Source organism: Pseudomonas sp. DCB_AW (genome assembly GCF_026240895.1).
In the GTDB taxonomy this organism is placed as follows: Bacteria; Pseudomonadota; Gammaproteobacteria; order Pseudomonadales; family Pseudomonadaceae; genus Aquipseudomonas; species Aquipseudomonas kermanshahensis.
Map to the genome: position 1 here is coordinate 13,940 of NZ_JAPFCE010000029.1, position 22,779 is coordinate 36,718.

General features: G+C 64.0%; 22 protein-coding genes. 7 read left to right on the forward strand and 15 right to left on the reverse strand.

Annotation, left to right across the window (positions count from 1 at the left end; translation table 11 throughout):
• Positions 1-96: 96 nt before the first annotated feature.
• The 15 genes from OO306_RS16640 to OO306_RS16710 form a co-directional block, all read right to left on the reverse strand.
• Complete coding sequence (locus OO306_RS16640; RefSeq protein WP_027595755.1) at positions 97-423, reverse strand: hypothetical protein; 327 nt, start codon at positions 421-423, stop codon at positions 97-99.
• Positions 420-1,343 carry an alpha/beta hydrolase gene (locus tag OO306_RS16645; RefSeq protein WP_085272730.1) on the reverse strand — a complete coding sequence of 308 codons (924 nt, stop codon included), beginning with the start codon at positions 1,341-1,343 and terminating at the stop codon, positions 420-422. Before OO306_RS16645 ends, OO306_RS16640 begins: the two co-directional genes overlap by 4 nt.
• Positions 1,315-2,592: a flavohemoglobin expression-modulating QEGLA motif protein gene (locus OO306_RS16650; protein ID WP_027595753.1), complete on the reverse strand. Its 1,278-nt coding sequence runs from the start codon at positions 2,590-2,592 to the stop codon at positions 1,315-1,317. The genes OO306_RS16645 and OO306_RS16650 overlap by 29 nt, the downstream gene beginning before the upstream one ends.
• A gap of 172 nt (positions 2,593-2,764) precedes the next feature.
• Complete coding sequence (locus OO306_RS16655) at positions 2,765-3,313, reverse strand: hypothetical protein (protein WP_027595752.1); 549 nt, start codon at positions 3,311-3,313, stop codon at positions 2,765-2,767.
• Positions 3,314-3,342: 29 nt separating this feature from the next.
• Positions 3,343-4,047: a TetR/AcrR family transcriptional regulator gene (locus OO306_RS16660; protein WP_027595751.1), complete on the reverse strand. Its 705-nt coding sequence runs from the start codon at positions 4,045-4,047 to the stop codon at positions 3,343-3,345.
• Positions 4,048-4,240: 193 nt separating this feature from the next.
• The gene (gene lysS, locus OO306_RS16665; RefSeq protein ID WP_027595750.1) at positions 4,241-5,743 is read right to left on the reverse strand and encodes a lysine--tRNA ligase; all 1,503 of its coding nucleotides are present in this window, start codon (positions 5,741-5,743) and stop codon (positions 4,241-4,243) included.
• Between the two features lie 93 nt (positions 5,744-5,836).
• Positions 5,837-6,932 (reverse strand): peptide chain release factor 2 gene (prfB, locus tag OO306_RS16670; RefSeq protein WP_097151322.1). Its coding sequence is split into 2 segments (ribosomal slippage): positions 5,837-6,859 and positions 6,861-6,932, totalling 1,095 coding nucleotides; the frame shifts between segments, so codons are not numbered across the junction.
• A 127-nt stretch (positions 6,933-7,059) separates the two neighbouring features.
• The gene (wspR, locus tag OO306_RS16675) at positions 7,060-8,064 is read right to left on the reverse strand and encodes a Wsp signal transduction system regulator diguanylate cyclase WspR (RefSeq protein WP_027595748.1); all 1,005 of its coding nucleotides are present in this window, start codon (positions 8,062-8,064) and stop codon (positions 7,060-7,062) included.
• A 51-nt stretch (positions 8,065-8,115) separates the two neighbouring features.
• Entirely contained in the window at positions 8,116-9,129 is a 1,014-nt protein-coding gene (gene wspF / locus OO306_RS16680) for a Wsp signal transduction system protein-glutamate methylesterase WspF (protein WP_265969388.1), read from the reverse strand.
• Positions 9,126-11,429, reverse strand: a complete 2,304-nt coding sequence (locus OO306_RS16685; protein WP_265969390.1) for a hybrid sensor histidine kinase/response regulator — start codon at positions 11,427-11,429, stop codon at positions 9,126-9,128. Before OO306_RS16685 ends, wspF begins: the two co-directional genes overlap by 4 nt.
• Positions 11,426-12,091 carry a chemotaxis protein CheW gene (locus tag OO306_RS16690; RefSeq protein WP_027595745.1) on the reverse strand — a complete coding sequence of 222 codons (666 nt, stop codon included), beginning with the start codon at positions 12,089-12,091 and terminating at the stop codon, positions 11,426-11,428. The genes OO306_RS16685 and OO306_RS16690 overlap by 4 nt, the downstream gene beginning before the upstream one ends.
• Positions 12,088-13,362 (reverse strand): CheR family methyltransferase, encoded by a 1,275-nt coding sequence (locus OO306_RS16695; RefSeq protein ID WP_265969394.1) that lies wholly within the window; start codon positions 13,360-13,362, stop codon positions 12,088-12,090. The genes OO306_RS16690 and OO306_RS16695 overlap by 4 nt, the downstream gene beginning before the upstream one ends.
• Positions 13,359-13,877, reverse strand: a complete 519-nt coding sequence (locus OO306_RS16700) for a chemotaxis protein CheW (protein ID WP_265969395.1) — start codon at positions 13,875-13,877, stop codon at positions 13,359-13,361. Before OO306_RS16700 ends, OO306_RS16695 begins: the two co-directional genes overlap by 4 nt.
• A 5-nt stretch (positions 13,878-13,882) precedes the next feature.
• On the reverse strand, positions 13,883-15,505 hold the full coding sequence (locus OO306_RS16705; protein ID WP_099428466.1) for a methyl-accepting chemotaxis protein: 1,623 nt from the start codon (positions 15,503-15,505) through the stop codon (positions 13,883-13,885).
• A gap of 128 nt (positions 15,506-15,633) precedes the next feature.
• Positions 15,634-16,332: a tellurite resistance TerB family protein gene (locus OO306_RS16710; protein WP_265969396.1), complete on the reverse strand. Its 699-nt coding sequence runs from the start codon at positions 16,330-16,332 to the stop codon at positions 15,634-15,636.
• 217 nt (positions 16,333-16,549) lie between these two features.
• On the opposite strand from OO306_RS16710, the gene ydcS reads away from it, so the two are divergent.
• The 7 genes from ydcS (at position 16,550) to OO306_RS16745 (ending at position 22,776) form a co-directional block, all read left to right on the forward strand.
• Positions 16,550-17,701, forward strand: coding sequence for a putative ABC transporter substrate-binding protein YdcS (gene ydcS, locus OO306_RS16715; RefSeq protein ID WP_027595740.1), 1,152 nt, complete (start codon positions 16,550-16,552; stop codon positions 17,699-17,701).
• Positions 17,702-17,839: 138 nt separating this feature from the next.
• Positions 17,840-18,880 carry an ABC transporter ATP-binding protein gene (locus OO306_RS16720; RefSeq protein WP_265969397.1) on the forward strand — a complete coding sequence of 347 codons (1,041 nt, stop codon included), beginning with the start codon at positions 17,840-17,842 and terminating at the stop codon, positions 18,878-18,880.
• A gap of 1 nt (position 18,881) precedes the next feature.
• Entirely contained in the window at positions 18,882-19,814 is a 933-nt protein-coding gene (locus OO306_RS16725; protein WP_099428464.1) for an ABC transporter permease, read from the forward strand.
• A complete protein-coding gene (locus OO306_RS16730; protein ID WP_027595737.1) occupies positions 19,804-20,610 on the forward strand; it encodes an ABC transporter permease in 807 nt (268 codons plus the stop codon). The genes OO306_RS16725 and OO306_RS16730 overlap by 11 nt, the downstream gene beginning before the upstream one ends.
• Before the next feature lie 17 nt (positions 20,611-20,627).
• Entirely contained in the window at positions 20,628-22,052 is a 1,425-nt protein-coding gene (locus tag OO306_RS16735) for a gamma-aminobutyraldehyde dehydrogenase (protein WP_085272723.1), read from the forward strand.
• Positions 22,053-22,192: 140 nt separating this feature from the next.
• On the forward strand, positions 22,193-22,447 hold the full coding sequence (locus OO306_RS16740) for a type II toxin-antitoxin system HicA family toxin (RefSeq protein ID WP_265969398.1): 255 nt from the start codon (positions 22,193-22,195) through the stop codon (positions 22,445-22,447).
• Entirely contained in the window at positions 22,444-22,776 is a 333-nt protein-coding gene (locus OO306_RS16745) for a type II toxin-antitoxin system HicB family antitoxin (protein ID WP_264310044.1), read from the forward strand. Before OO306_RS16740 ends, OO306_RS16745 begins: the two co-directional genes overlap by 4 nt.
• The last annotated feature ends 3 nt before the right edge of the window (positions 22,777-22,779 follow it).

The window sequence follows — 22,779 nt, forward strand, 5'->3', positions numbered from 1 at the left end:
GTTAACTGTGTCGGCCCTTTCGCGGGCAAGCCCGCTCCCACAGGCTGTGGGCGGGCTTGACGGCGAAAGGGCCGGAAGGGCAATGCAGATTTCAGGTCACTGCACCTGCTGCGGCGTCTCCTCCCCCATGCAGCGCACCGCACGTTTGCGGTTATCGACCAACACGCCGGTCAGGCCTTTCTGTTGGGTATCGAACAACACCAGCACACCGTCCACGCACTGGGCCACCTGGGGTGCAGGGTCGAGGGAGGCTTTGTAGTCTTCGCCCGGCAGGGTCTTGAGCATGGTGAAATCCTGCAGCAACAGGGCATCTTCAGGCTTGGCGAAATGCAGGTAACCGTAGTACCACAAAGCCCCCACCGTCACGATGATGCTGCCGACGCCGGTCAGGATCAGCGGGATGGCGTTGCGTTCTTCACTCATTGCTTGTTCTTCTCGTCAGGGTAATTGGGCACTTCGGCAAGCCGCCGCAGGCCGTTGAAATGACTCGGGTCGTCGAGGAAGCGCAGCATCACCTGGCGCCACACTGGGTCGGCGAACGTTTGTACATGGCCCCCTCGGGTCAACTGCAGTACCCGCGGCGGCGGCGCGTGCTGGTACAGGCGGATGCCGTTATCCAGCGGCACCAGGTGGTCGTCGATGCTGTGGAAGAACAGCTTCGGCGGGCTGTCCAGGCGCTCGATCGAACGGATCGCGCTGTCGCCGTCCGGCACCAGCCACGACAGCGGCACCTGCAGCGGCCAGGTCATCCATGAAGTGCTCAAGGCAAACCGCCCGACCGCACGGTAGCTGGCTGGCACGCCATCGAACACCAGCGCGCTGAAGCGCTGGCGCTGCTCAGGGTGGGCCGCCAGGTAATGAATGGCCATGGCGCCGCCCAGGCTCTGCCCCAGCAGCACCACCGGCTTGCCCTTGACCTCGGGCGCCTTGTCCAGCCAGGCCATGGCCGCCGCGAGGTCTTCATAGACCTCGGGCAAACTCGGTTTGCCCTGGGACAACCCATAGCCCCGGTAATCGACCATCAGCACCTGGTAGCCCTGCTCCGGCAGCCAGTAGCTGCCCCCCAGATGGCCGGCCAGGTTGCCGCCGTTGCCGTGCAGGTGCAGCACGGTGCCCTTGACCTCGACCCCGGCCTTGGCCGGTAGCCACCAACCATGCAGGCGTACGCCATCCGAAGTGGTCAGGCTGACGTCACGGTAGTCGAGCTTGGCTCGCTCCGGGGTGAACGGTTGGCCGTGCTCGGGGTAGAACAGCAGGCTGCTGCAACCGCTCAGGCCCAGCAGGAGCACGCCAAGGGCCAGCAGGCGGCAGCGTTCAGAGAATGTTCGCGTAGTCGGCTTCAATGCGATCCAGGCTCAGGTGGTTGAGGAAGTTGGAGAAGCACATCCAGGCCGACAGTGCGTTGAGGTCACGGAACTGTTCGGGCAAGTACTTGGGCGGTTCGACCAGCCCCTCCTCGACCAGTTGGCGCAAGGTGCGCATGTCTTCCAGCGTGGTCTTGCCGCAGAACAGCAGCGGGATCTGCTCGAGCTTGCCCTTCTTCACGGCCAACTGAATGTAGTTGTAAACCATGATGAAGCCCTTGAGGTAGGACAAGTCCTTGGTGAATGGTAGCCCGTTGGGCACCGAGCCGCGGAACACTCGGCTGGCGTTGCTGTAGCTCTGCGCCATTTCAAAGCCTTGGGCACGGAAGAACTCGAACACCTGGAGGAAGTCGGCGCCCTCCTCGACCATGTGGATGGCGCGTGTACGGTTGGTGAGCTTGCGCAGCCGGCTGGGGTAAGAGGCGAAGGCAATCACCTCCATGAGGATCGCCAGCCCCTCCTGGGTCACCGTCGATGAGGGTGGGCCCTTGGCCAGGAAGGTGCAGATCGGCTGGTTGAGGCCGTTCAGCGTGGTCCCCACATGCACCAGGCCTTCATGCACCTCCAGCGCACGCACGTCGCGGCTGTTGAACATGGCATCGGCACGTACCTTGATGTAGTCGGCACCGGCCGCCGCATCGGCGACGATACCGTCGGACTCGAACACGCGGATGGTTTCTTCGGCCTCGCCGAACACCTTGTTCAGGCGGCGCTGGAGGATGTCCACGGCCTCTTTGGCGGTGAGGTTCTTTGGCTCGTCCTTGAGGTCGCCGCGGCCATCGATGTTGTTCAGGTAGTCCGACAGCATCAGGCCCAAGTCGGCCAGGGTTGGGTCACCGGCGTGGAAGGCGTCGGACGCCGCGCCGTACAGCTCCTGCGAGATCAGCCCGAAGTCCTCGGTGCCGCGTGCTTCGAGCATACGCACCACCATGCGGTATTCCTTGCACATGCGCCGCATGATCTGCCCGACCGGGTTGAACTGCCCGAGCCGGCGAGTGATGTCACGTTCGATGTTCTGGAATTCGGCCTTGACTGCGCTGGAGTCGAACGACAGCGGCCGCGACTGGTAATAGGCGCGGTCTACCGCGGGTGGCTCTTTGCCCTTGGCCTTGAGGAAGCCGTGGCGGATGTTGTCGTCCCATTTCACCGCATCGAGTACGCGGATGGGGGTCTGCGCCGCAACGATGCGGTCTGACAGCGCGCGTATGGTCTGCTGGTACTCGTCCACCGGGGACTCCTTATCTGCCTCGGCCTCGGTCCCTGTAGGAGCAGCCTTGTGCTGCGAAGAGGCCTTTATCGGCAACAAATATCTGTTGTCTTACCGGCCCTTTCGCAGCACAAGGCTGCTCCTACCGGGATCGCATTGCAGTTTCAAACCCTGAAAAGCACGGCAGAGGTCATTACTTGCCGGAGCGCTGGAAGCGTGCCACCTCGACGAACAGGTCGGAGTTGGCCGGGTCGTCCAGGTAGGCCAGCACCCGCGCCGAGGGGCTGTCGATGAGCACGCCCTCGCCGTTGTCTTCCGGCACTTCGGTGTTGCGCCCGGTCAGCTCTTTGTTTTTCACGGCCTGCTGCACCTGCTCGACATCCAGGTTGTACACCACCAGTTCCTTGCCATCGACGACTTCAAAACCGCCAATCAGGAAATTGCCACCCAGGCGCTTGGGCACGCCGGCCGAGAGGTACCAGCGGTTGCCGTGGCGCGAGACGGTGAAAACGTACTCTTCGGGGGCTTTGCCCTTGGCCGTGGCCACCGCCTTGTAGGCATCGCCGCCACTGCGGCTGATCGACAGCTTCAGCGGTTCGCCCCAGGCGTCCTTGCTGCTCCACTTGCCGAGCAGGGCCTTGGGCGCGGCCTGGTTGCTCGGCAAGGGCTCATGGAAGGTCACCAGACAACCGCCCAGCAGCAGGAATGACAGCGTCAACAGCACCACACGCCAGGCTTTCATCAGGTTCTCCTTGAAAATAAGGTCTCAGCTCAGGCCGATGCCAACACCAGGTGCAGGTAACGGGTAAGCATAGCGAGCATCTGCCCATCGGCTTGCGCGTTCGCATCCTTGAGCAGGCCCTGATATTCCATCTGCTCGATAATCGCCGTCAACATTTGGGCGTCTTGTTCCGGTTGCCGTGAGCCGACCACCTGCAGCAATTGCCGGGTGCCGTGCAGCAGAATCTGGTCGTGGGCGCACACCAGCTCGGCCAAACGCGGGCACAGCAGTGCCTCCTGGCGGAAGGCCTGTTCGGCCATCAGAAAGTCGCGCCGGTTGAGCAACTGACGCGACACATAGTCAGCGGTCATGCTTGCCACTTCGTCGGCCAGCCGCGCTCGCGCCTGCGGGCTGCCATCACCCTGGGCGAGCATCTGGCGCAGCACCACCTCGGTGTTGGCCCAGAGCTTGGCCATGTAGGCGGCGCTGCGCTCGACGTACTGGGCGAAGGTATCGGTGAGCAGGTCCTCGATGTCCTTGAAGTAATAGGTGGTGGCCGACAACGGCACACCCGCCTCGGCGGCCACGGCACGGTGGCGCACACCGCGCACACCATCGCGCACGACGATGCGCATGGCGGCGTCAAGGATCAGCTGGCGGCGCTGCTCGCTGCCTTGGCGGGCGGTCTTGCGGCCCTGGTACTGCACACTTTCGGCGACGGCGGTGGCGATGCCGGCGGCGCCTTGCTCAGCGATTGCGGGGGTCACGGGGGTACCTCATGAACAGGGGTTGTCAGTACCGGCCCTTTCGCGGGCAAGCCCGCTCCCACAGGGATCGTACCGCGCGCAATTCCTGTGGGAGCGGGCTTGCCCGCGAAGGGGCCGGTGCAGACAACATAAGGCTTCAGGCAAGAAAAAGCCGCCCCTAGAGGCGGCTTTCTCAGATCACTCAGGCCTGCGGACGCATATGTGGGAACAGGATCACATCGCGAATCGACGGCGAGTTGGTCAGCAGCATCACCAGGCGGTCGATGCCGATGCCTTCACCGGCGGTTGGCGGCATGCCGTATTCCAGGGCGCGGACGAAGTCGGCATCGTAGTGCATGGCTTCGTCGTCACCAGCATCCTTCTCGGCCACCTGGGCCAGGAAGCGCTCAGCCTGGTCTTCGGCATCGTTCAGCTCGGAGTAGGCGTTGGCGATTTCGCGGCCACCGATGAACAGCTCGAAGCGGTCGGTCACGGCCGGGTTGTCGTCGTTGCGACGGGCCAGCGGCGACACTTCGAACGGGTACTCGGTGATGAAGTGCGGCTGCTCCAGCTTGTGCTCGACCAGCTCTTCGAAAATCATCACTTGCAGCTTGCCCAGGCCTTCGTGGCCCAGCACCTTGGCACCGGCCTTTTTGGCGATGTCACGGGCACGGTCGACGTCTTGCAGGTCGGCAGCGGTCAGCTCAGGGTTGTACTTGAGGATCGAGTCGAACACCGACAGGCGCACGAACGGCTCGCCGAAGTGGAACACCTTGTCGCCGTACGGCACGTCGGTGCTGCCCAGCACCAGCTGCGCCAACTCGCGGAACAGCTCTTCGGTGAGGTCCATGTTATCGGTGTAGTCAGCGTAGGCCTGGTAGAACTCGAGCATGGTGAACTCGGGGTTGTGCCGGGTCGAAACGCCTTCGTTACGGAAGTTGCGGTTGATCTCGAAAACTTTCTCGAAACCACCGACTACCAGACGCTTGAGGTACAGCTCCGGCGCAATGCGCAGGAACATGGCCATATCCAAGGCGTTGTGGTGGGTTTCGAACGGCTTGGCCGCTGCGCCGCCAGGGATGGTCTGCAGCATCGGCGTCTCGACTTCGAGGAAGTCGCGCTCGATCAGGAATTTGCGGATGTGCGAAATCACCTGCGAGCGAACACGGAAGGTGTGGCGGGTTTCTTCGTTGACCATCAGGTCGACGTAACGCTGACGGTAGCGCTGCTCGGTGTCGGTCAGGCCATGGTGCTTGTCGGGCAGCGGGCGCAGCGACTTGGTCAGCAGGCGCACGTTGGTCATCTCGACGTACAGGTCACCTTTGCCGGAGCGGGCCAGGGTGCCCTCGGCGCTGATGATGTCGCCCAGGTCCCAGGTCTTGACGGCGGCCAGGGTTTCTTCCGGCAGGGTCTTGCGGTTGACGTAGACCTGGATGCGGCCAGTCATGTCCTGGATGACCATGAACGAGCCACGGTTGAGCATGATGCGCCCGGCAACCTTGACCGGAATCGCTGCAGCTTCCAGTTCTTCCTTGGTCTTGTCGGCGTACTGCTTCTGCAGGTCGTTGCAGTAGCTGTCGCGACGGAAGTCATTGGGGAAGGCATTGCCCTTGGCGCGCTCTGCGGCAAGTTTTTCCTTGCGCAGGGCGATCAGGGCGTTTTCTTCCTGTTGCAGGTCTTGCGGTGCGCTATTGAGGTCGCTCATGTCGTCATTCTTTCCATCAGGTATTCGTTGCCCTTTTCGGGCAGGGCACGCGATGCCGGCGGGTAGCCAGGCATCGCGGCAGTGGTGTGCGGCTTACAGCCCTTGCTTGAGGCTCGCTTCCAGGTACTGGTCGAGGTCGCCGTCCAGCACCTTCTGGCAGTCGCTGCGCTCAACGCCGGTCCGCAAGTCCTTGATGCGCGAGTCATCCAGTACGTAGGAGCGGATCTGGTGGCCCCAACCGATGTCCGACTTGCTGTCTTCCAGCGCCTGGGAAGCGGCGTTGCGCTTCTGCATCTCCAGCTCGTACAACTTGGCCCGCAGCATTTTCATGGCGGTGTCTTTGTTGGCGTGCTGGGAGCGTTCGTTCTGGCAGGCCACCACGGTGTTGGTCGGCACGTGGGTAATACGCACCGCGGAGTCGGTGGTGTTTACGTGCTGACCACCAGCGCCCGAAGAGCGGTAGGTGTCGACGCGCAGGTCAGACGGGTTGATGTCGATTTCGACCTTGTCGTCGATCTCGGGCGACACGAACACCGCCGAGAACGAGGTGTGGCGACGGGCGCCGGAGTCGAACGGGCTCTTGCGAACCAGGCGGTGCACGCCGATTTCGGTGCGCAACCAGCCGAAGGCATATTCGCCCTTGATGTGCACGGTGGCGCCCTTGATGCCGGCGACTTCACCTTCGGAGAGCTCGATGATGGTGGCGTCGAAACCACGCTTGTCGGCCCAGCGCAGGTACATGCGCAGCAGGATGTTGGCCCAGTCCTGCGCTTCGGTACCACCGGAGCCGGCCTGGATGTCCAGGTAGGCGTTGTTCATGTCCATCTCGCCGCTGAACATGCGACGGAACTCAAGCTGGGCCAGTTTTTCTTCCAGGCCTTCCAGCTCGGTCACGACGTCGCCGACGGCGCTTTCGTCCTCTTCCTCGACGGCCATGTCGAGCAGGTCCTTGCAGTCGGCCAGGCCGTTGGCCATCTTGTCCAACGTCTCGACGACCTGTACCAGCATGGCACGTTCGCGGCCCAGGGCCTGGGCGTACTCAGGCTTGTTCCAGACGGCCGGGTCTTCCAGCTCGCGGTTGACTTCGATCAGGCGGTCATGCTTTTGATCGTAGTCAAAGATACCCCCGAATTGACTGGGAACGCTCGGTGAGGTCCTTGATGGTGTTCAGGATCGGTTGGATTTCCATGGGCGACGGCTCTCGTGCGAATTCGGTGAAAAGCCTGCGAGTATAACCGAGTCCAACGCATGGCGGCAGACCCGCCGGGCGGTACCCTGCACCCGGAACTACGAAGCACTACGCCGTAGCCGCAACCTCAAGCAATACCCACCTGGTTACGCCCCCCATTCTTGGCCAGGTACAGCCCCTTGTCCGCCGCCGAAATCAACTGCCGGCAATGCCCGCCCACCGCCGGTGTCTGAGTCGCCAGGCCAATGCTCACCGTCAACCGCGAATCCGCCGCTGGCGCCGTGTGCGGTATGCCCAATGCCAACACCGTCTGGCGCAGTTTCTCGGCAATCAGCCGCGCCCCGCCTGGGGACGTATTGGGCAACACCAGGGCAAACTCCTCGCCGCCATAACGCGCCGGCAGATCGGTCGGCCGCGAGCACGAGCCGCGGATCGCTTCAGCCACCTGGCGCAACGCCTCATCACCCGCCAAATGCCCGAAACTGTCGTTGTAGGCCTTGAAGTAGTCGACATCGATCATCAACAACGACAACTGCTGCTGCTCACGCATGGCCCGGCGCCATTCCAGCTCCAGGTATTCGTCGAAGTGCCGCCGGTTGGACAGCCCGGTCAGGCCATCGGAGTTCATCAACCGCTGCAGCATCAGGTTGGAATCGAGCAACTGCTGCTGGCTGACCCGCAGGGCGCGGTACGCCTCGTCACGCTGGAGCAACGTCAGGTAGGAACGCGAGTGGTAGCGAATGCGCGCCACCAGTTCGATGTTGTCCGGCAACTTGACCAGGTAGTCGTTGGCCCCCGCAGCAAACGCCGCGCTCTTCACCAGCGGGTCTTCCTTGGTCGACAGGACGATGATCGGGATATCCTGGGTAGCCGGGTTGTTGCGGTACTCACGCACCAGCGTCAGCCCATCCAGGCCCGGCATGATCAGGTCCTGCAGGATCACCGTCGGTTTGATGCGCATGGCCTGGGCCACGGCCTGGTGCGGGTCGGCGCAGAAATGGAAGTCGATGTTGTCTTCATGGGCAAGGCCACGACGCACCGCCTCGCCGATCATTGCCTGATCGTCGACCAACAGCACCATCGCCGAGTTCTCGTTGGTGGTCGCGAAACCTTCGATCGGTAGATCATTCATGCCTATTCACCTGATCACCGCCGACCAGGCGGCGTGATTCAATACATATCGTCATTTTGCAAAGAATTCCATCAATCGCCCGGCGATTCGCTCCAGCGGGCGGATTTCCACCGCCGCGTCAATCGCCGCGGCGGCCTTGGGCATGCCGTATACGGCACTGCTGGCCTGGTCCTGGGCGATGGTCAGGAAGCCCTGCTGGCGCATCTGTTTGAGGCCCTGGGCACCGTCGCGGCCCATGCCGGTGAGCAGCACACCCACCGCATCGCCGCTCCAGTAGCGTGCCACGCTCTCGAAGAACACATCGATCGAAGGCCGGTAGATTTCGTTGACGGGTTCGGCAGTGTAGGCCAGCTGACCATTTTGCAGCAGGCGGATATGGTGGTTGGTGCCCGCCAGCAGGACTTGCCCCGGCTGCGGCGGTTCGCCCTCACGGGCCAGGCGCACCGGCAGGCCGGCAGCGCTGCTGAGCCATTCGGCCATGCCTGCGGCGAATACCTGGTCGACGTGCTGGACCAGCACGATGGCCGCCGGGAATGCCGGCGGCAAGCCCTTGAGCAGCACCTCGAGTGCGGCCGGGCCGCCGGCCGACGAACCGATTGCCACCAAGCCACGACGCTGGGATGCCTCGCGCAATGGCGTGGCAACCGGGCGCGCGGCCGGCGTGCGCTGCTGGCCTATCAGCCAGCCGATGTTGAGGATCTTGCGCAGCAGTGGCGCCGCCGCCTCACGGGCATCGCCCGCGCCCAGGGCCGGTGTATCGACCACATCCAGCGCGCCATGGCCCATGGCCTCGAACACCCGGTGCACGTTCTGCTTGCGGTCGACCGTGACGATGACGATGGCGCAGGGGGTTTCGGCCATGATCCGCCGCGTCGCCTCTACCCCATCCATCACCGGCATGATCAAGTCCATGAGGATCAGGTCTGGCTGCTGCTCGGCGCACTGCTGCACCGCCTCGGCGCCGTTGCCCGCCACCCAGATCACCTGGTGCGCGGGCTCGAAGGCCAGCGCCCGGCGCAACGCCTCCACCGCCATGGGCATATCGTTGACGATGGCGATCTTCATCCCTGAGCACCTCCAATCAGCTCCACCACAGCATCCAGCAACGCATCGTCGTGGAAACTGGCCTTTGCCAAATAGTAGTCGGCGCCAGCGTCCAGGCCACGCCGCCGGTCTTCCTCACGGTCCTTGTACGACACCACCATCACCGGCAGCGATTGCAGGCGCTGGTCCCGGCGCACCAGGGTGACCAGTTCGATGCCATCCATGCGCGGCATGTCGATGTCGGTGATCAGCAAGTCGAAGTCTTCGCCGCGCAGGGCATTCCAGCCGTCCATGCCATCCACCGCCACAGCCACTTCGTAACCGCGGTTACCCAACAGTTTGCGCTGCAGTTCGCGCACGGTGAGCGAGTCGTCGACCACCAGGATGCGCTTGCGCGCCAGGCCGCGGGTGCCACTGTTGCCCCGCTCGATGCGCTCCAGGCTGCCGGTACTGAGCAGTTTTTCCACCGAGCGCAGCAGGTCTTCGACGTCGACGATCAGCACCACCGAGCCATCGTCGAGCAATGCCCCGGAGGAGATGTCCTGGACCTTGCCCAGGCGCGGATCTAGGGGCATCACCACCAGCACCCGCTCCCCGATCAAGCGTTCCACGGCTACCCCGTAGAGTTGCTCGCGCTCTCGAATCACCACCACCCGCAGGCTGCTTTCCTCGGTTTGCCCTGCCGGGCGATTGAGCAACTGGCTGGCCGCCACCAGGCCGATGTGCCGCCCTTCATGCCAAAAATGCTGACGCCCTTCGATCTGCACGATCTGCTCGGCCGTCACCTCCAGCGTGCGTTCGATGTGCGCGAGCGGGAAGGCATAGGCTTCGCCGCCCACTTCCACCACCAGGCTGCGCACCACCGACAACGTCAGCGGCACCTGCAGGTGGAAGCGGCAGCCCTGCCCGGCCAGCTGGGTCAATTCGATCGACCCGCGCAGCTCGCGGATCATGTGTTGCACGGCGTCCAGGCCAACCCCGCGCCCTGACACCTCAGTCACCTTGTCGCGCAGGCTGAAGCCGGGCAGGAACAAGAACGTGATCAGCTCGGCCTCGCTCATCCGCGCCACGGTGTCGGCCGGCGACATGGCCCGTTCGACGATGGCGCTGCGCAGGCGCTCCAGGTCGATGCCGGCGCCATCGTCGATCAGCTCGAGGCTGAGCATGCCGGCCTGGTGCGAGGCACGCAGGCGAATCACGCCCTCCTGCGCCTTGCCTGCCAGCAGGCGCCGCTCTGGCAGTTCGATGCCATGGTCGACCGCATTGCGCAGCAGGTGGGTCAGCGGGGCTTCGAGCTTTTCCAGCACATCGCGGTCGACCTGGGTCTTTTCACCTTCGATCACCAAGCGCACCGGCTTGCCCAGAGACCGGCCAAGGTCACGGACCATGCGGCTCTGCCCGGCCAGAACGTCGGCAAAGGGCCGCATCCGGCAGGCCAGCGCCGTGTCGTAGAGCAATTGCGCACGCTGGCTGGCCTGCCAGCCGAACTCGTCGAGGTCGGCGGCCTGCTGCTGCAGAATCTGCTGGGTCTCGACCAACAAGCGCTGGGTCTGGGCCAGGGCTTCGAGCACCTCGCTGCTCTGGCCACTGTCCTCCAGTTGCATGCGCAAACCATCGAGTGCCTGCATGCCTTGGCCATGCATGCGCTTGAGGCGCTGCAGGGTGGCCAGGTAAGGCTTGAGCCGCTGGGTCTCGACCAGCGACTTGCTGGACAGGTCGAGCAAGCTGTTGAGGCGGTCGGCCGTGACCCGCAGCACCCGCTCAGCGCCTTCGCCGGCGCGTTTACCGGCCTTGCGCCGCGGCGCGGGCTCAAGCTCGACGTCCACGTCCATGGGCTCGGGGGCCATCGCCAAGGGCTCGACAGGCAGGGTTGGCACGGGCGCTGTCGGCGACGGCATGGCCATCGCCATTGGCAGCGACGCCGGTGCCGCGCCCGGGTCCAGCAAGCTGGCCATCTGCGCGAGGAACACCGGCAGTGTCGCTTGGGCGCCCGCGTCGCCCGGCGTGGCGATGCGCATCAACAGGTCGGTCCCCTGCAGCAGCGCATCGATATGCTCGGCGCTCAGCCGCAAGCGGCCTTCCTGCGCCGCCACCAGGCAGTCTTCCATCACGTGGGCCACGCTCACGCCAGCATCGACCCCGACAATACGTGCGGCCCCTTTCAGGGAGTGGGCCGCGCGCATGCAGGCTTCCAACTGGTCGGCCTGGGTGGGGTTGCGCTCCAGCGCCATCAGGCCGGCGCTGAGCACCTGGGTCTGCGCCTCGGCTTCCAGGCTGAACAGCTCGAGCAACGATGCGTCGCGCATTTGCTCTGGGGTCATGACAGGCTCCGCTGCACCGCAGACAGTAAGTGTTGATCGTCCAGCACCCGCACACTGCGGCCGCGCCACTGCAGCACCGCCGCGGTGAAGTGGGTAGCGTCCTGGCCACTGCCCAGCAGCGTCGGGTCAAGCCGGTGAATGCCGTCGATTTCCTCGACCGCCATCACCACCGGCCCCCCTTCGGCAGCCAGGATCAGCATGCGCGGCATCTCGCGGCCGCTGCGTTGCTGCCCAGCCGCCGGCTGCACACCCAGCAAATCAGCCAGCGACAGGCACGGCACCAATGCACCGCGCACGTTGGCGACGCCCTGCAGCATTCGGGAACGCTGGTGCGGCAGCGAATGCACCGCCTGCAAGGGGGCGATTTCAGCCAGGCAGGCGGTCGCCAAGGCCAGCCATTCTTCGCCGAGCCTGAACAGCAGCATGGAGCGGCCAACCGATTCCTCGGCCGCTGGCGCAACTGCGGCGTGGTCATCCTGCAGCAGGGCATAACGGTCGAGCAGGCGCGTGGCGGCAGCGGCATACACGTCACAGTTGCGGCAATGAATATGCCGCTCCAGCAGCGGGCACTGTTTGTCACCGTGCACGCCGATGCGGTTCCAGCAGTCGTCGATGCGCTCGTCGTCCTGCGCAAGCAGTTGCATCGCGGATTCACCCCTCATCGTTCAGGCTCCCGTCCCGCCCGTGCAGCACGCGCCTGCAAACGCTGGGCGCCTGCCAGGTCGCCCTGGGCCGCGAGCAAGGCCGCCAGGTGCACCAAGGCTTCGGGGTGCTGCGGCTCCAGGTACAGGGCCTTGCGATAGTGGGTAAGCGCCTGGCCAGCGTCGCCTTCGGTATCACTGAGCAAGCCCAGCCAGTAGTAAACCTGCGCCGTCGGCGCGAACTGGCTCAAGTAGCGCTGGCAGGCGGCACGCGCCTGCGCACTGGCGCCCGCGTTGGCATGCTGGGCAATGCTGGCCAGCAGTTCGGCTTCGTTCTCGCCTTTGCTGTCCGCTGGCAGTGGCGCCTTGGCAGTGAACGGAAGCGCTCGCAACGGCCGCGCCAATGACGGCGTCGGCGGCGGGTACACGGGCAGGGGCAAAGGCGGCAGCGCGCGCTTGGCTGGCGGCGCGGGTAGCACGCGGGCCGGTGCCACGGCGCCCTCCTGACGCACGTAGGCGAACGATTGAGCGATACCCAGCGGGCGCATGCCCAGCCGCGCCAGCAAGCTGCCTTCGGCAGGCCCGATAAACAGCACACCCTGCGGATGAGCCAGGCGTTTGAGCACCTCGAACACGCGCTGCTGGGTGGCCACGTCGAAATAAATCAACAGATTGCGACAGAACACGAAGTCGTACAGGCCATCGCGGCTGGCCAGGGCCGGGTCCAGCACATTGCCCACTTGCAGGCTGACTTGCTGACGCACGCGATCATGCAAGCGGTGGCCGTCACCGAGCGCATCGAAAAAGCGCTCACGAAACCCCAGGTCGCTGCCGCGAAACGCATTGCGTCCGTAAACCGCCTGCTCACCCTTGGCCACCGAAAGGGGGCTGATGTCGATGCCATCGATCACGAACGTGCCAGGGCTCATGCCCCCCTCGAGCAGCGCCATGGCCAGTGAATAAGGTTCTTCGCCGGTCGAGCACGGCAGGCTGAGCAGCCGCACCGGGCGTGCGCCGGCCAGTTCTGCCAGGCGCTTATGGGCCAGGCCCACCAGGGCCGTGAAGGATTCTGGATAACGGAAGAACCAAGTCTCGGGGACGATGACCGCCTCGATCAGGGCCTGTTGCTCGTCCGCCGACTGCTGCAGGCGCAGCCAGTAGTCGTCCAGGTCCACGGCGTTCACGGCACTGCAGCGCTGGCGCAAGGCACGCTCGACCATCGGCGCACCTACCGACTCCACGTCCAGGCCGATGCGCTCGTGCAGATAGCGGAAGAAACGCTGTTCAATCATGTCGGCATTCCTGGCGCAGAGGCCCCGCGTTCATCGGCAAACAACAGCTCACGCACGGCATCAGTCAGCAGGTCATCAACGGCGATGCGCTGCACCAGGCCCTGGGCATCCTGGCGCACGGGCCCCAGGTACGGTGCGTCGCCGTTGTCCAAGCCATACGGCTGGAATTCTTCGGGGCGGCAACGCAAGGTCTCGGTGGCCTGTTCAAGGATTAGCCCAAGCTGCAAGTCGCCCCGATAACGCACCAGCACCAGCCGCGTGCTAGTGCGTTGCGCCGCCGCCTGGCCAAAGCTCAGTGCCGACAGGTCGACCACCGGCACCAGTGCGCCGCGGTGCGCAAGGATGCCCGCGACCCACGACGGCGCCTGGGCAATCGGCTTGAGCGGCCGACGCGGCAGCACCTCGATCACCTCGTGCACATCCAGGGCAAAACGCTGGTCAGCGATGCGAAACTGCAGGTACAACGCGCCCTTGGCGTCGCTTGCCTGCGCTGCGCGGGGTTGCAGGTCGTTCATGGTCGTCAGACTTTGAATCGCGACACGCCGCCACGCAGGCCTGCTGCCACCTGGCTGAGCTCGTCAATGGCAAAACTGGCCTGGCGCAGCGACTCGACCGTCTGGGTGCTGGCATCGCTCAGCTGGGCCAACGCCTGGTTGATCTGCTCGGCGCCGGTGGCCTGGGCCTGCATGCCCTCGTTAACCATCAGCACACGCGGCGCCAGGGCCTGCACCTGATGGATGATCTGGCTGAGCTGCTCGCCCACTTGCTGCACCTCGAACATGCCACGGCGCACTTCTTCAGAGAACTTGTCCATGCCCATGACCCCGGCCGACACCGCCGACTGGATTTCGCGCACCATCTGCTCGATGTCGTAGGTGGCCACCGCCGTCTGGTCAGCCAGGCGGCGTACCTCGGTCGCCACCACGGCGAAGCCACGGCCATATTCGCCGGCTTTTTCCGCTTCGATGGCGGCATTGAGCGACAACAGGTTGGTCTGGTCGGCCACCTTGACAATGGTCACCACCATCTGGGTGATGTTGCTGGCCTTTTCGTTGAGGATGCCGAGCTTGGCATTGACCAGGTCGGCGGCGCCCATCACCTGGTGCATGGTTTCTTCCATGCGGGCCAGGCCTTGCTGGCCGGAGCCGGCCAGGCTGGAGGCCTGATCGGCGGCAGAGGTGACCTCGGTCATGGTGCGTACCAGGTCACGCGAGGTGGCGGCGATTTCCCGCGAGGTGGCGCCGATTTCGGTGGTGGTCGCAGCGGTCTCGGTGGCGGTGGCCTGCTGCTGCTTGGACGTGGCGGCGATCTCGGTCACCGAGGTGGTCACCTGCACCGATGACCGCTGGGCCTGGGACACCAGGTTGGCCAGCGCCTCGGCCATTTCGTTGAAGCCGCTTTCGATGGCGCCGAACTCGTCCTTGCGGTCCAGGCTCAGGCGCATGCTCAGGTCACCCGAACGCAGCCTGTCGAGGGCGTGGACGATACGCTGCATGGGGGCGCTGATGGCGCGCATCAGTAGCAACCCGCAGATCCCGGCGGCAACGATTGCCAGCAGCAGCGAAACCATCATGCTGCCCTTGGCTGTGCTGACGGCGCTGACGATATCGTGGGTGGCGGCGTCGGCCGAGGCACGGTTGTTCTCGATCACGTCGTTGAGGTGCTTGCGGCCATCGACCCACGCCGGGGTGAGCACTTCGATGATCAGCCGTTCGGCTTCGTCATAGTTGCGCTGGCGGTAGGTGTCCAGCACCTGGCCGACGATCTTGATGTAGTTCTGTTCCAGCTGCACGAAGCTGTCGAAGCGGGCCTGGTCGTCGCTGTCCTTGATGGTGTTCTGGTAACTGGCCATGTGCTGCTTGAGGCGGTCCTCGAAGCTCTTGAACAGTTCCAGGTCCGCCGAGGTGATTTCGCGGCGGTTGGACAAGCCCACCAATTGCTGACTGGTGACGTAGCTGTCGACCCAGGCACTGCGGATCATCGAGCTGTAGTAGACCCCGGGGATGCTGTCGGTCCCCACTGCCTCCTCGGCACTTTCGATCGCCACCAGCCGCGAGTAGGCGGCTACGATCATCAGCAGCATGATGGCGATGATCACGGCGAAACTTGCCAGGATCCGTTGGCGCAAGGTCCAGTTTTTCACATTCAGCCCTCAGGAATTCACAACGAGCGGGAAAAATCGCCGAAGTATAGCCCAGGCATCCTACGCTTTTGCGGCTGAAATGCGGGGTATTCAGGCATCCTTGCCTGATGGACAAGCCAAGCCGCCTGCTATTGGCCTGCGGCGAGCCGCACCTGGCTCTCCAGTTCCTGGCGCAATGCCGGGTCCAGGCGCAGCTGCCGGGCGAGTTCGTCCAGGTAGGCGCGCTCCATGAAGTTTTCATGATCGACCATCATTACACTGGCCAGGTACATCTCGGCGGCCATTTCCGGTGTTTGCGCAGCACGCGCCACTTCGGCCGGGTCCAGCGGTTTGTTCAGCTCATCGTGCAGCCAGTGTTGCAGTTCGCGGTCCGTGTCCAGGCGGGTGAACTCGCCTTCGATCAAGGCGCGCTCGCGCTCATCGATATGGCCATCGGACTTGGCCGCTGCCACCAGGGCGCGCAGCACCGCCTGGCTGTGCTGCTCGGCCTGGGCCGGTGGCAGGCGGTCGAGGGTTTGCGGCTCGGGCGCCTGCCCTGCCCCCGGCTGGCGCGCCTGCCAGTTGCCGTAGGCCTTGTAGGCCAGCACCCCGAGCGCAGCCAGGCCACCGTAGGTCAGGGCTTTGCCGCCATATTTGCGGGCCTTCTTGCTACCCAGCAACAGGCCCAGCGCCCCTGCCCCCAACGCGCCGCCACCCACGCCGGAGAGCAGGCCGCCAAGGCCGCCGGCGCTGGTGCCGGGCTTGCCTGAGCCGCCTTTGCCGGCCTGTTTTTCGAGCAGTTGCTGGCCGGACTTGAGCAGTTGGTCGAGCAGTCCGCGGGTGTTCATTCAGGTGCCTCCAGACGTCGCAAAAGAATGGCCAGATTAAGCCTTGCCCACGCGATCGCCACGGGGGGATTTGCTTCCGGATGTTGCATTGGCCAGCAAAAAGCCAACTAGACTCGATATCGCCAATACCTCGCGCAATCGCACTACGCTTATAACAATCGCTCCACTGCTTGCTTGATGACTGCCCCGACCTAGATCTCCAAGAAGAGGGAACACCATGTCAGCGCACAAGACCGCATTGCTCGGCGCCATGACCGGCGCGTTGCTCGCCAGCGCCAGCCTGCAGGCCGCCGAACCGCTCAAAGCCCTGGGAGCCGGCGAAGGGCGCCTGGATATCGTCGCCTGGCCCGGCTACATCGAGCGCGGTGAAAGCGACAAGGCCTACGATTGGGTCACCGGCTTTGAAAAGGAAACCGGCTGCAAGGTCAGCGTCAAGACCGCCGCCACCTCGGACGAAATGGTCAGCCTGATGACCAAGGGCGGCTACGACCTGGTCACCGCCTCGGGCGACGCGTCGCTGCGGCTGATCGCCGGCAAGCGGGTACAGCCGATCAACACCGCGCTGATCCCCAACTGGAAAAACATCGACCCGCGCCTGCAAAACGGCGGCTGGTACGTGGTCGACAAGCAAGCCTACGGCACCCCGTACCAATGGGGGCCGAACGTGCTGCTGTACAGCACCACGGTATTCAAGCAGCCGCCGACCAGCTGGGGCGTGGTCTTCGAACCGCAAAACCTGCCCGACGGCAAGCCGAACAAAGGCCGCGTGCAAGCCTACGACGGGCCGATCTACATCGCCGATGCGGCGCTGTACCTGAAGTCGGCCAAGCCGGAACTGGGCATCCAGGACCCCTACGAACTGAACGAGACCCAGTACAAGGCGGTGCTCGAACTGTTGCGCCAGCAGCAGCCGCTGATTCACCGCTACTGGCATGACGCCACGGTGCAGATGAGCGATGTGAAGAACGAAGGTGTGGCCGCGTCCAGCTCCTGGGGTTACATGGTCAACGGCCTGAAAGCCGAGAACCAGCCGGTGGCCTCGACCATTCCGAAAGAAGGCGCCACGGGCTGGGCCGACACCACCATGCTGCACAGCGAGGCCAAACACCCCAACTGTGCCTACAAATGGATGGACTGGTCGCTGCAACCGAAGGTGCAAGGTGATGTGGCGGCCTGGTTCGGTTCGTTGCCCGCTGTGCCTGCGGCCTGCACCGGCAGCGAACTGCTGGGCGCCGAAGGGTGCAAGACCAATGGCTTCGACAACTTCGACAAGATTGCCTTCTGGAAGACCCCGCAGGCCCAGGGGGGCAAGTTCGTGCCGTACAGCCGGTGGACGCAGGATTATATTGCGATCATGGGTGGACGCTAAGGTCGAATGAGCCTGCACCGGCCCCTTCGCGGGACGAGCCCGCTGCCACAAGGGCAGCGTCGCTACGGTCCATGTGGAAGCGGGCTTGCCCCGCGAAAGGGGCGGTGCAGGCACTACAAGCACAGCTGAGTACCGCCCATGCCCCTAGCCGTCCAGTTCACCCACGTTTCACGCACCTTCGGCGAGGTCAAGGCCGTCGACCAGGTCAGCATCGACATCGAAGATGGCGAGTTTTTTTCCATGCTCGGCCCTTCCGGCTCGGGCAAGACCACCTGCCTGCGCCTGATCGCAGGCTTCGAACAACCCAACACTGGCTCGATCCGCATCCATGGCGTCGAAGCTGCAGGCGTGCCGCCCTACCAACGCGACGTCAACACCGTGTTCCAGGACTACGCACTGTTCCCGCACATGAACGTGCGCGACAACATCGCCTACGGCCTCAAGGTCAAAGGCGTGGCCAGGGCCGAGCGCCACGCCCGCGCTGAAGAGGCCTTGGCGATGGTGGCGCTGGCCGGTTACGGTGCGCGCAAACCGGCGCAGCTGTCCGGCGGCCAGCGCCAGCGCGTCGCCCTCGCCCGTGCCCTGGTCAACCGCCCACGGGTGCTGTTGCTCGACGAACCGCTGGGGGCACTGGACCTGAAGCTGCGCGAGCAAATGCAGGGCGAACTGAAAAAACTCCAGCGCCAGCTGGGGATCACCTTCATCTTCGTCACCCACGACCAGACCGAAGCGCTGTCAATGTCCGACCGGGTCGCGGTGTTCAACCGCGGGCGCATCGAACAGGTCGACACCCCGCGCAACCTGTACATGAAGCCGGCCACTACCTTCGTCGCCGAGTTCGTCGGCACCTCGAACGTGGTGCGCGGCGCGTTGGCCGAGCAGCTCAATGGCAGCCCCGCGCCGTTTTCCATCCGCCCCGAGCATATCCGCCTGGGCGAACAGGCCGCTGCCAGCCATGAAGTGCAAGTCAGTGGCCTGTTGCACGACGTGCAGTATCAAGGCAGCGCGACCCGCTTCGAGCTGCAGTTGGACAGCGGCCAGCTGCTGACAGTAAGCCAGGCCAACGACCGCTGGCAGGCACAGCCGCCAACCTGGCAGGCCGGCCAGCGGGTACTGGCGCGCTGGCCCCGTGAAGCGATGACGGCGCTGCAGGAAACCGTGCTCGACGAGGGCCGCTGAGATGAACGCCCCGCGCGCCAACCCAAGCCCGCTGCGCAGGTTCTCCAACCTGTTGTACCGGCGCCCCAATCTCTACCTGATGCTGCTGTTGATCCCGCCACTGACCTGGTTCGGGGCGATCTACCTGGGCTCGTTGCTGAACCTGCTGTGGCAGGGGTTCTATACCTTCGACGACTTCACCATGGCGGTGACCCCGGACCTGACCCTGGGCAATTTCGCGGCGCTGTTCAACCCGTCGAACTTCGACATCATCCTGCGCACCTTGGGCATGGCAGTGGCAGTCTCGCTGGCCAGCGCGGTGCTGGCCTTCCCGATCGCCTACTACATGGCGCGCTACACCAGCGGCAAGACCAAGGCATTTTTCTACATCGCGGTGATGATGCCGATGTGGGCCAGCTACATCGTCAAGACTTACGCCTGGACCTTGCTGCTGGCCAAGGGCGGCGTGGCCCAGTGGTTCGTCCAGGTGCTGCACCTGGACGGCCTGCTGCAGGCGGTGCTGACAGTGCCTGGCGTTGGCGGCAGTACCCTGTCGACCTCGCACCTGGGGCGCTTCATGGTGTTCGTGTACATCTGGCTGCCGTTCATGATCCTGCCGATTCAGGCCTCGCTGGAGCGCCTGCCGCCGTCCTTGCTGCAAGCTTCGGCGGACCTCGGGGCCAGGCCCAGGCAAACTTTCTGGCAGGTGATTTTGCCGCTGTCGATCCCGGGCATTGCCGCGGGGTCGATCTTCACCTTCTCCCTGACCCTGGGCGACTTCATCGTGCCGCAGCTGATCGGCCCGCCCGGTTACTTCATCGGCAGCATGGTCTATGCCCAACAAGGGGCGATCGGCAACATGCCAATGGCCGCTGCGTTTACCTTGGTGCCTATCGTGCTGATCGCGGTCTACTTGTCCATCGTCAAGCGCCTGGGGGCATTCGATGCACTCTGAAAACGCATCAACCGGCTTGCGCCTGGCGGCCTGGGGCGGGTTGCTGTTCCTGCACTTCCCGATCCTGATCATCGTCCTCTACGCCTTCAATACCGAAGACGCCGCGTTCAGCTTCCCGCCCCAGGGCTTTACCCTGAAGTGGTTCAGCGTGGCCTTCGCTCGCCCGGATGTGCTGGAAGCCATCAAGCTGTCGCTGCAGGTTGCCTGCCTGGCCACGCTGATTGCCCTGGTGCTCGGCACCCTGGCCTCGGCGGCGCTGTACCGGCGCAGCTTTTTTGGCAAGGAGGGCATCTCGCTGATGCTGATTTTGCCGATTGCCTTGCCTGGCATCATCACCGGTATCGCCCTGCTCTCCGCGTTCAAGAGCCTGGGCATCGAACCTGGCCTGTTCACCATCGTGGTCGGCCACGCGACCTTCTGCGTGGTGATCGTCTACAACAACGTCATCGCCCGCCTGCGGCGGACCTCGCAAAGCCTGATCGAAGCCTCGATGGACCTGGGCGCGGATGGCTGGCAGACCTTCCGCTACATCATCCTGCCCAACCTCGGCTCGGCGCTGCTGGCGGGTGGCATGCTGGCCTTCGCTTTGTCGTTCGACGAAATCATCGTGACCACCTTTACCGCAGGGCACGAACGCACGCTGCCGATCTGGTTGCTCAACCAGCTCAGCCGCCCGCGCGACGTGCCCGTGACCAATGTGGTCGCCATGCTGGTGATGCTGGTGACCATGCTGCCGATCCTCGGCGCCTATTACCTGACCCGCGGCGGCGAAAGCGTCGCGGGCAGTGGCAAATGACCCTGGAGGAGTCTTCCATGCAAACGCAGATGCTGATCAACGGTCACCTGGTCGCCGGCGAGGGGCCGGCCTGGACCGTGCTCAACCCCGCCTCGGGCAGCGCCCTGGCGCAAATCAACGAAGCCAGCGAAGCGCAGGTCGACAGCGCCGTGCGTGCCGCCGACCAGGCCTTCGAGGGCTGGTCACAAGCCAGCCCCAAGGACCGCTCCCTGGCATTGCTGGCGCTGGCCGACACCATCGAGCAGCATGGCGAGGAACTGGCCCGGCTCGAATCGCAGAACTGCGGCAAGCCCTTCAGTGCTGCGCTGAATGACGAAATCCCGGCGATTGCCGACGTGTTCCGCTTTTTCGCCGGGGCGGCGCGCTGCCTGGGCGGCTCGGCGGCCGGCGAATACTTGCCTGGGCACACCTCGATGATCCGCCGCGACCCACTGGGCGTGGTCGCCTCGATCGCGCCGTGGAACTACCCGTTGATGATGCTGGCCTGGAAAGTCGCGCCGGCCCTGGCAGCCGGCAACACCGTAGTGATCAAACCGTCCGAACTGACGCCGCTCACCGCACTGCGCCTGGGCGAACTGGCGCAGGGCCTGCTGCCGCCTGGCGTGCTCAACATCCTCTTCGGCCGTGGCCAAACCGTCGGCACGCCGCTGGTCACCCACCCGAACGTGCGCATGGTGTCGCTGACCGGTTCGATCCCCACCGGCGCGCACATCATCAGCGCCACCGCCGACAGTGTGAAGCGCATGCACATGGAGCTGGGCGGCAAGGCGCCGGTGCTGGTGTTCGACGATGCCGACATCGACGCCGCCATCGAGGGTATCCGCACGTTCGGCTTCTACAACGCCGGCCAAGACTGCACCGCGGCTTGCCGCCTGTATGTGCAGGACGGCATCTACGAGCCATTCGTGCAACGCCTGGGCGAAGCGGTGGCCAGCCTCAAGCCCGGCCTGCAGGACGCCGAGGACACGGAACTGGGGCCACTGATCAGTGCCCAGCACCGCGACAAGGTCGCAGGCCTTGTGGAGCGGGCTATCGCCCAACCGCACATTCGCCTGGTGACCGGTGGCAAGGCGATTGAGGGCGACGGCTTCTTCTTCGAGCCAACCGTACTGGCCGATGCTCTGCAGGATGACGAGATCGTGCGCAACGAGGTATTTGGCCCGGTGGTCTCGGTGACCCGCTTCACCGACGAGGCGCAGGCACTGGCGTGGGCCAACGATTCCAACTACGGCCTGGCGTCATCGGTGTGGACCCGCGACACCGGCCGCGCCCATCGCCTGGCGGCGCGCTTGCAGTACGGCTGCACCTGGGTGAACACCCACTTCATGCTGGTCAGCGAAATGCCCCATGGCGGGCAGAAGCATTCGGGGTATGGGAAGGATATGTCGGTGTATGGGCTGGAGGACTACACCTGTGTGCGGCATGTGATGATCAAGCATTGAACTGATGCGTTGATCGGGGTGGCCTCATCGCCCCTCGATCAATGCCAATAGTCACATACAGAATTTTCCTTCAATGACGATCTCCCCGCTCCTACACTCCATCCGTTGAACCTGGCCGAGTGGTATCATAGCCTGATACCATGAATAACCATCAAAAAAGTACGTTCGAGACGGTTCTCAAAAAACCGGTCTCCAAGACACTGGAGTGGGCCCGCCTGGAATCACTGTTGATCTCGCTTGGCGCTCGAGTGATTGAGGGAAGCGGCTCACGCGTTCGTTTTGAACTCAATGGAGCGGTAGCCACCTTCCACCGCCCTCACCCGGACAAGCACGCCAAGCCCTATCAATTAAGAGGCGCCCGCCAGTTCCTTGAGCAGGCAGGAGTAATACCATGAATGTCATGACCTACCGCGGCTATGCCGCACGCATCGAATACAGCGACGAAGACCAGTTGCTGATCGGCCACGTTGCAGGCATACGCGACGTAATCGGTTTTCATGGCGAATCGATCCACGAGTTGCGCCAGGCATTCGAAGAAGCCGTTGATGACTATCTTGAAACGTGCGAACGCCTCGGCCGCGAACCACAGAAAACCTACTCCGGTAAGCTCAGTTTGCGCCTGGAGCCCTCTCTTCATGCCAGCGTGGCAGCCAAAGCCGAGCTTGCAGAGAAAAGCATCAATCAATGGGTAAGCGACATCCTCAGCAATGCCGCTTACAGCTGAAGC

Bases quoted from the DNA above. Each gene is read 5' to 3' on its own strand.
- OO306_RS16640 (WP_027595755.1), bottom strand. From the start codon at position 423: ATGAGTGAAGAACGCAACGCCATCCCGCTGATCCTGACCGGCGTCGGC.
- OO306_RS16655 (WP_027595752.1), bottom strand. From the start codon at position 3,313: ATGAAAGCCTGGCGTGTGGTGCTGTTGACGCTGTCATTCCTGCTGCTG.
- lysS (WP_027595750.1), bottom strand. From the start codon at position 5,743: ATGAGCGACCTCAATAGCGCACCGCAAGACCTGCAACAGGAAGAAAAC.
- wspR (WP_027595748.1), bottom strand. From the start codon at position 8,064: ATGAATGATCTACCGATCGAAGGTTTCGCGACCACCAACGAGAACTCG.
- wspF (WP_265969388.1), bottom strand. From the start codon at position 9,129: ATGAAGATCGCCATCGTCAACGATATGCCCATGGCGGTGGAGGCGTTG.
- OO306_RS16685 (WP_265969390.1), bottom strand. From the start codon at position 11,429: ATGACCCCAGAGCAAATGCGCGACGCATCGTTGCTCGAGCTGTTCAGC.
- OO306_RS16690 (WP_027595745.1), bottom strand. From the start codon at position 12,091: ATGAGGGGTGAATCCGCGATGCAACTGCTTGCGCAGGACGACGAGCGC.
- OO306_RS16695 (WP_265969394.1), bottom strand. From the start codon at position 13,362: ATGATTGAACAGCGTTTCTTCCGCTATCTGCACGAGCGCATCGGCCTG.
- OO306_RS16700 (WP_265969395.1), bottom strand. From the start codon at position 13,877: ATGAACGACCTGCAACCCCGCGCAGCGCAGGCAAGCGACGCCAAGGGC.
- OO306_RS16710 (WP_265969396.1), bottom strand. From the start codon at position 16,332: ATGAACACCCGCGGACTGCTCGACCAACTGCTCAAGTCCGGCCAGCAA.
- ydcS (WP_027595740.1), top strand. From the start codon at position 16,550: ATGTCAGCGCACAAGACCGCATTGCTCGGCGCCATGACCGGCGCGTTG.
- OO306_RS16720 (WP_265969397.1), top strand. From the start codon at position 17,840: ATGCCCCTAGCCGTCCAGTTCACCCACGTTTCACGCACCTTCGGCGAG.
- OO306_RS16725 (WP_099428464.1), top strand. From the start codon at position 18,882: ATGAACGCCCCGCGCGCCAACCCAAGCCCGCTGCGCAGGTTCTCCAAC.
- OO306_RS16730 (WP_027595737.1), top strand. From the start codon at position 19,804: ATGCACTCTGAAAACGCATCAACCGGCTTGCGCCTGGCGGCCTGGGGC.
- OO306_RS16735 (WP_085272723.1), top strand. From the start codon at position 20,628: ATGCAAACGCAGATGCTGATCAACGGTCACCTGGTCGCCGGCGAGGGG.
- OO306_RS16740 (WP_265969398.1), top strand. From the start codon at position 22,193: ATGAATAACCATCAAAAAAGTACGTTCGAGACGGTTCTCAAAAAACCG.
- OO306_RS16745 (WP_264310044.1), top strand. From the start codon at position 22,444: ATGAATGTCATGACCTACCGCGGCTATGCCGCACGCATCGAATACAGC.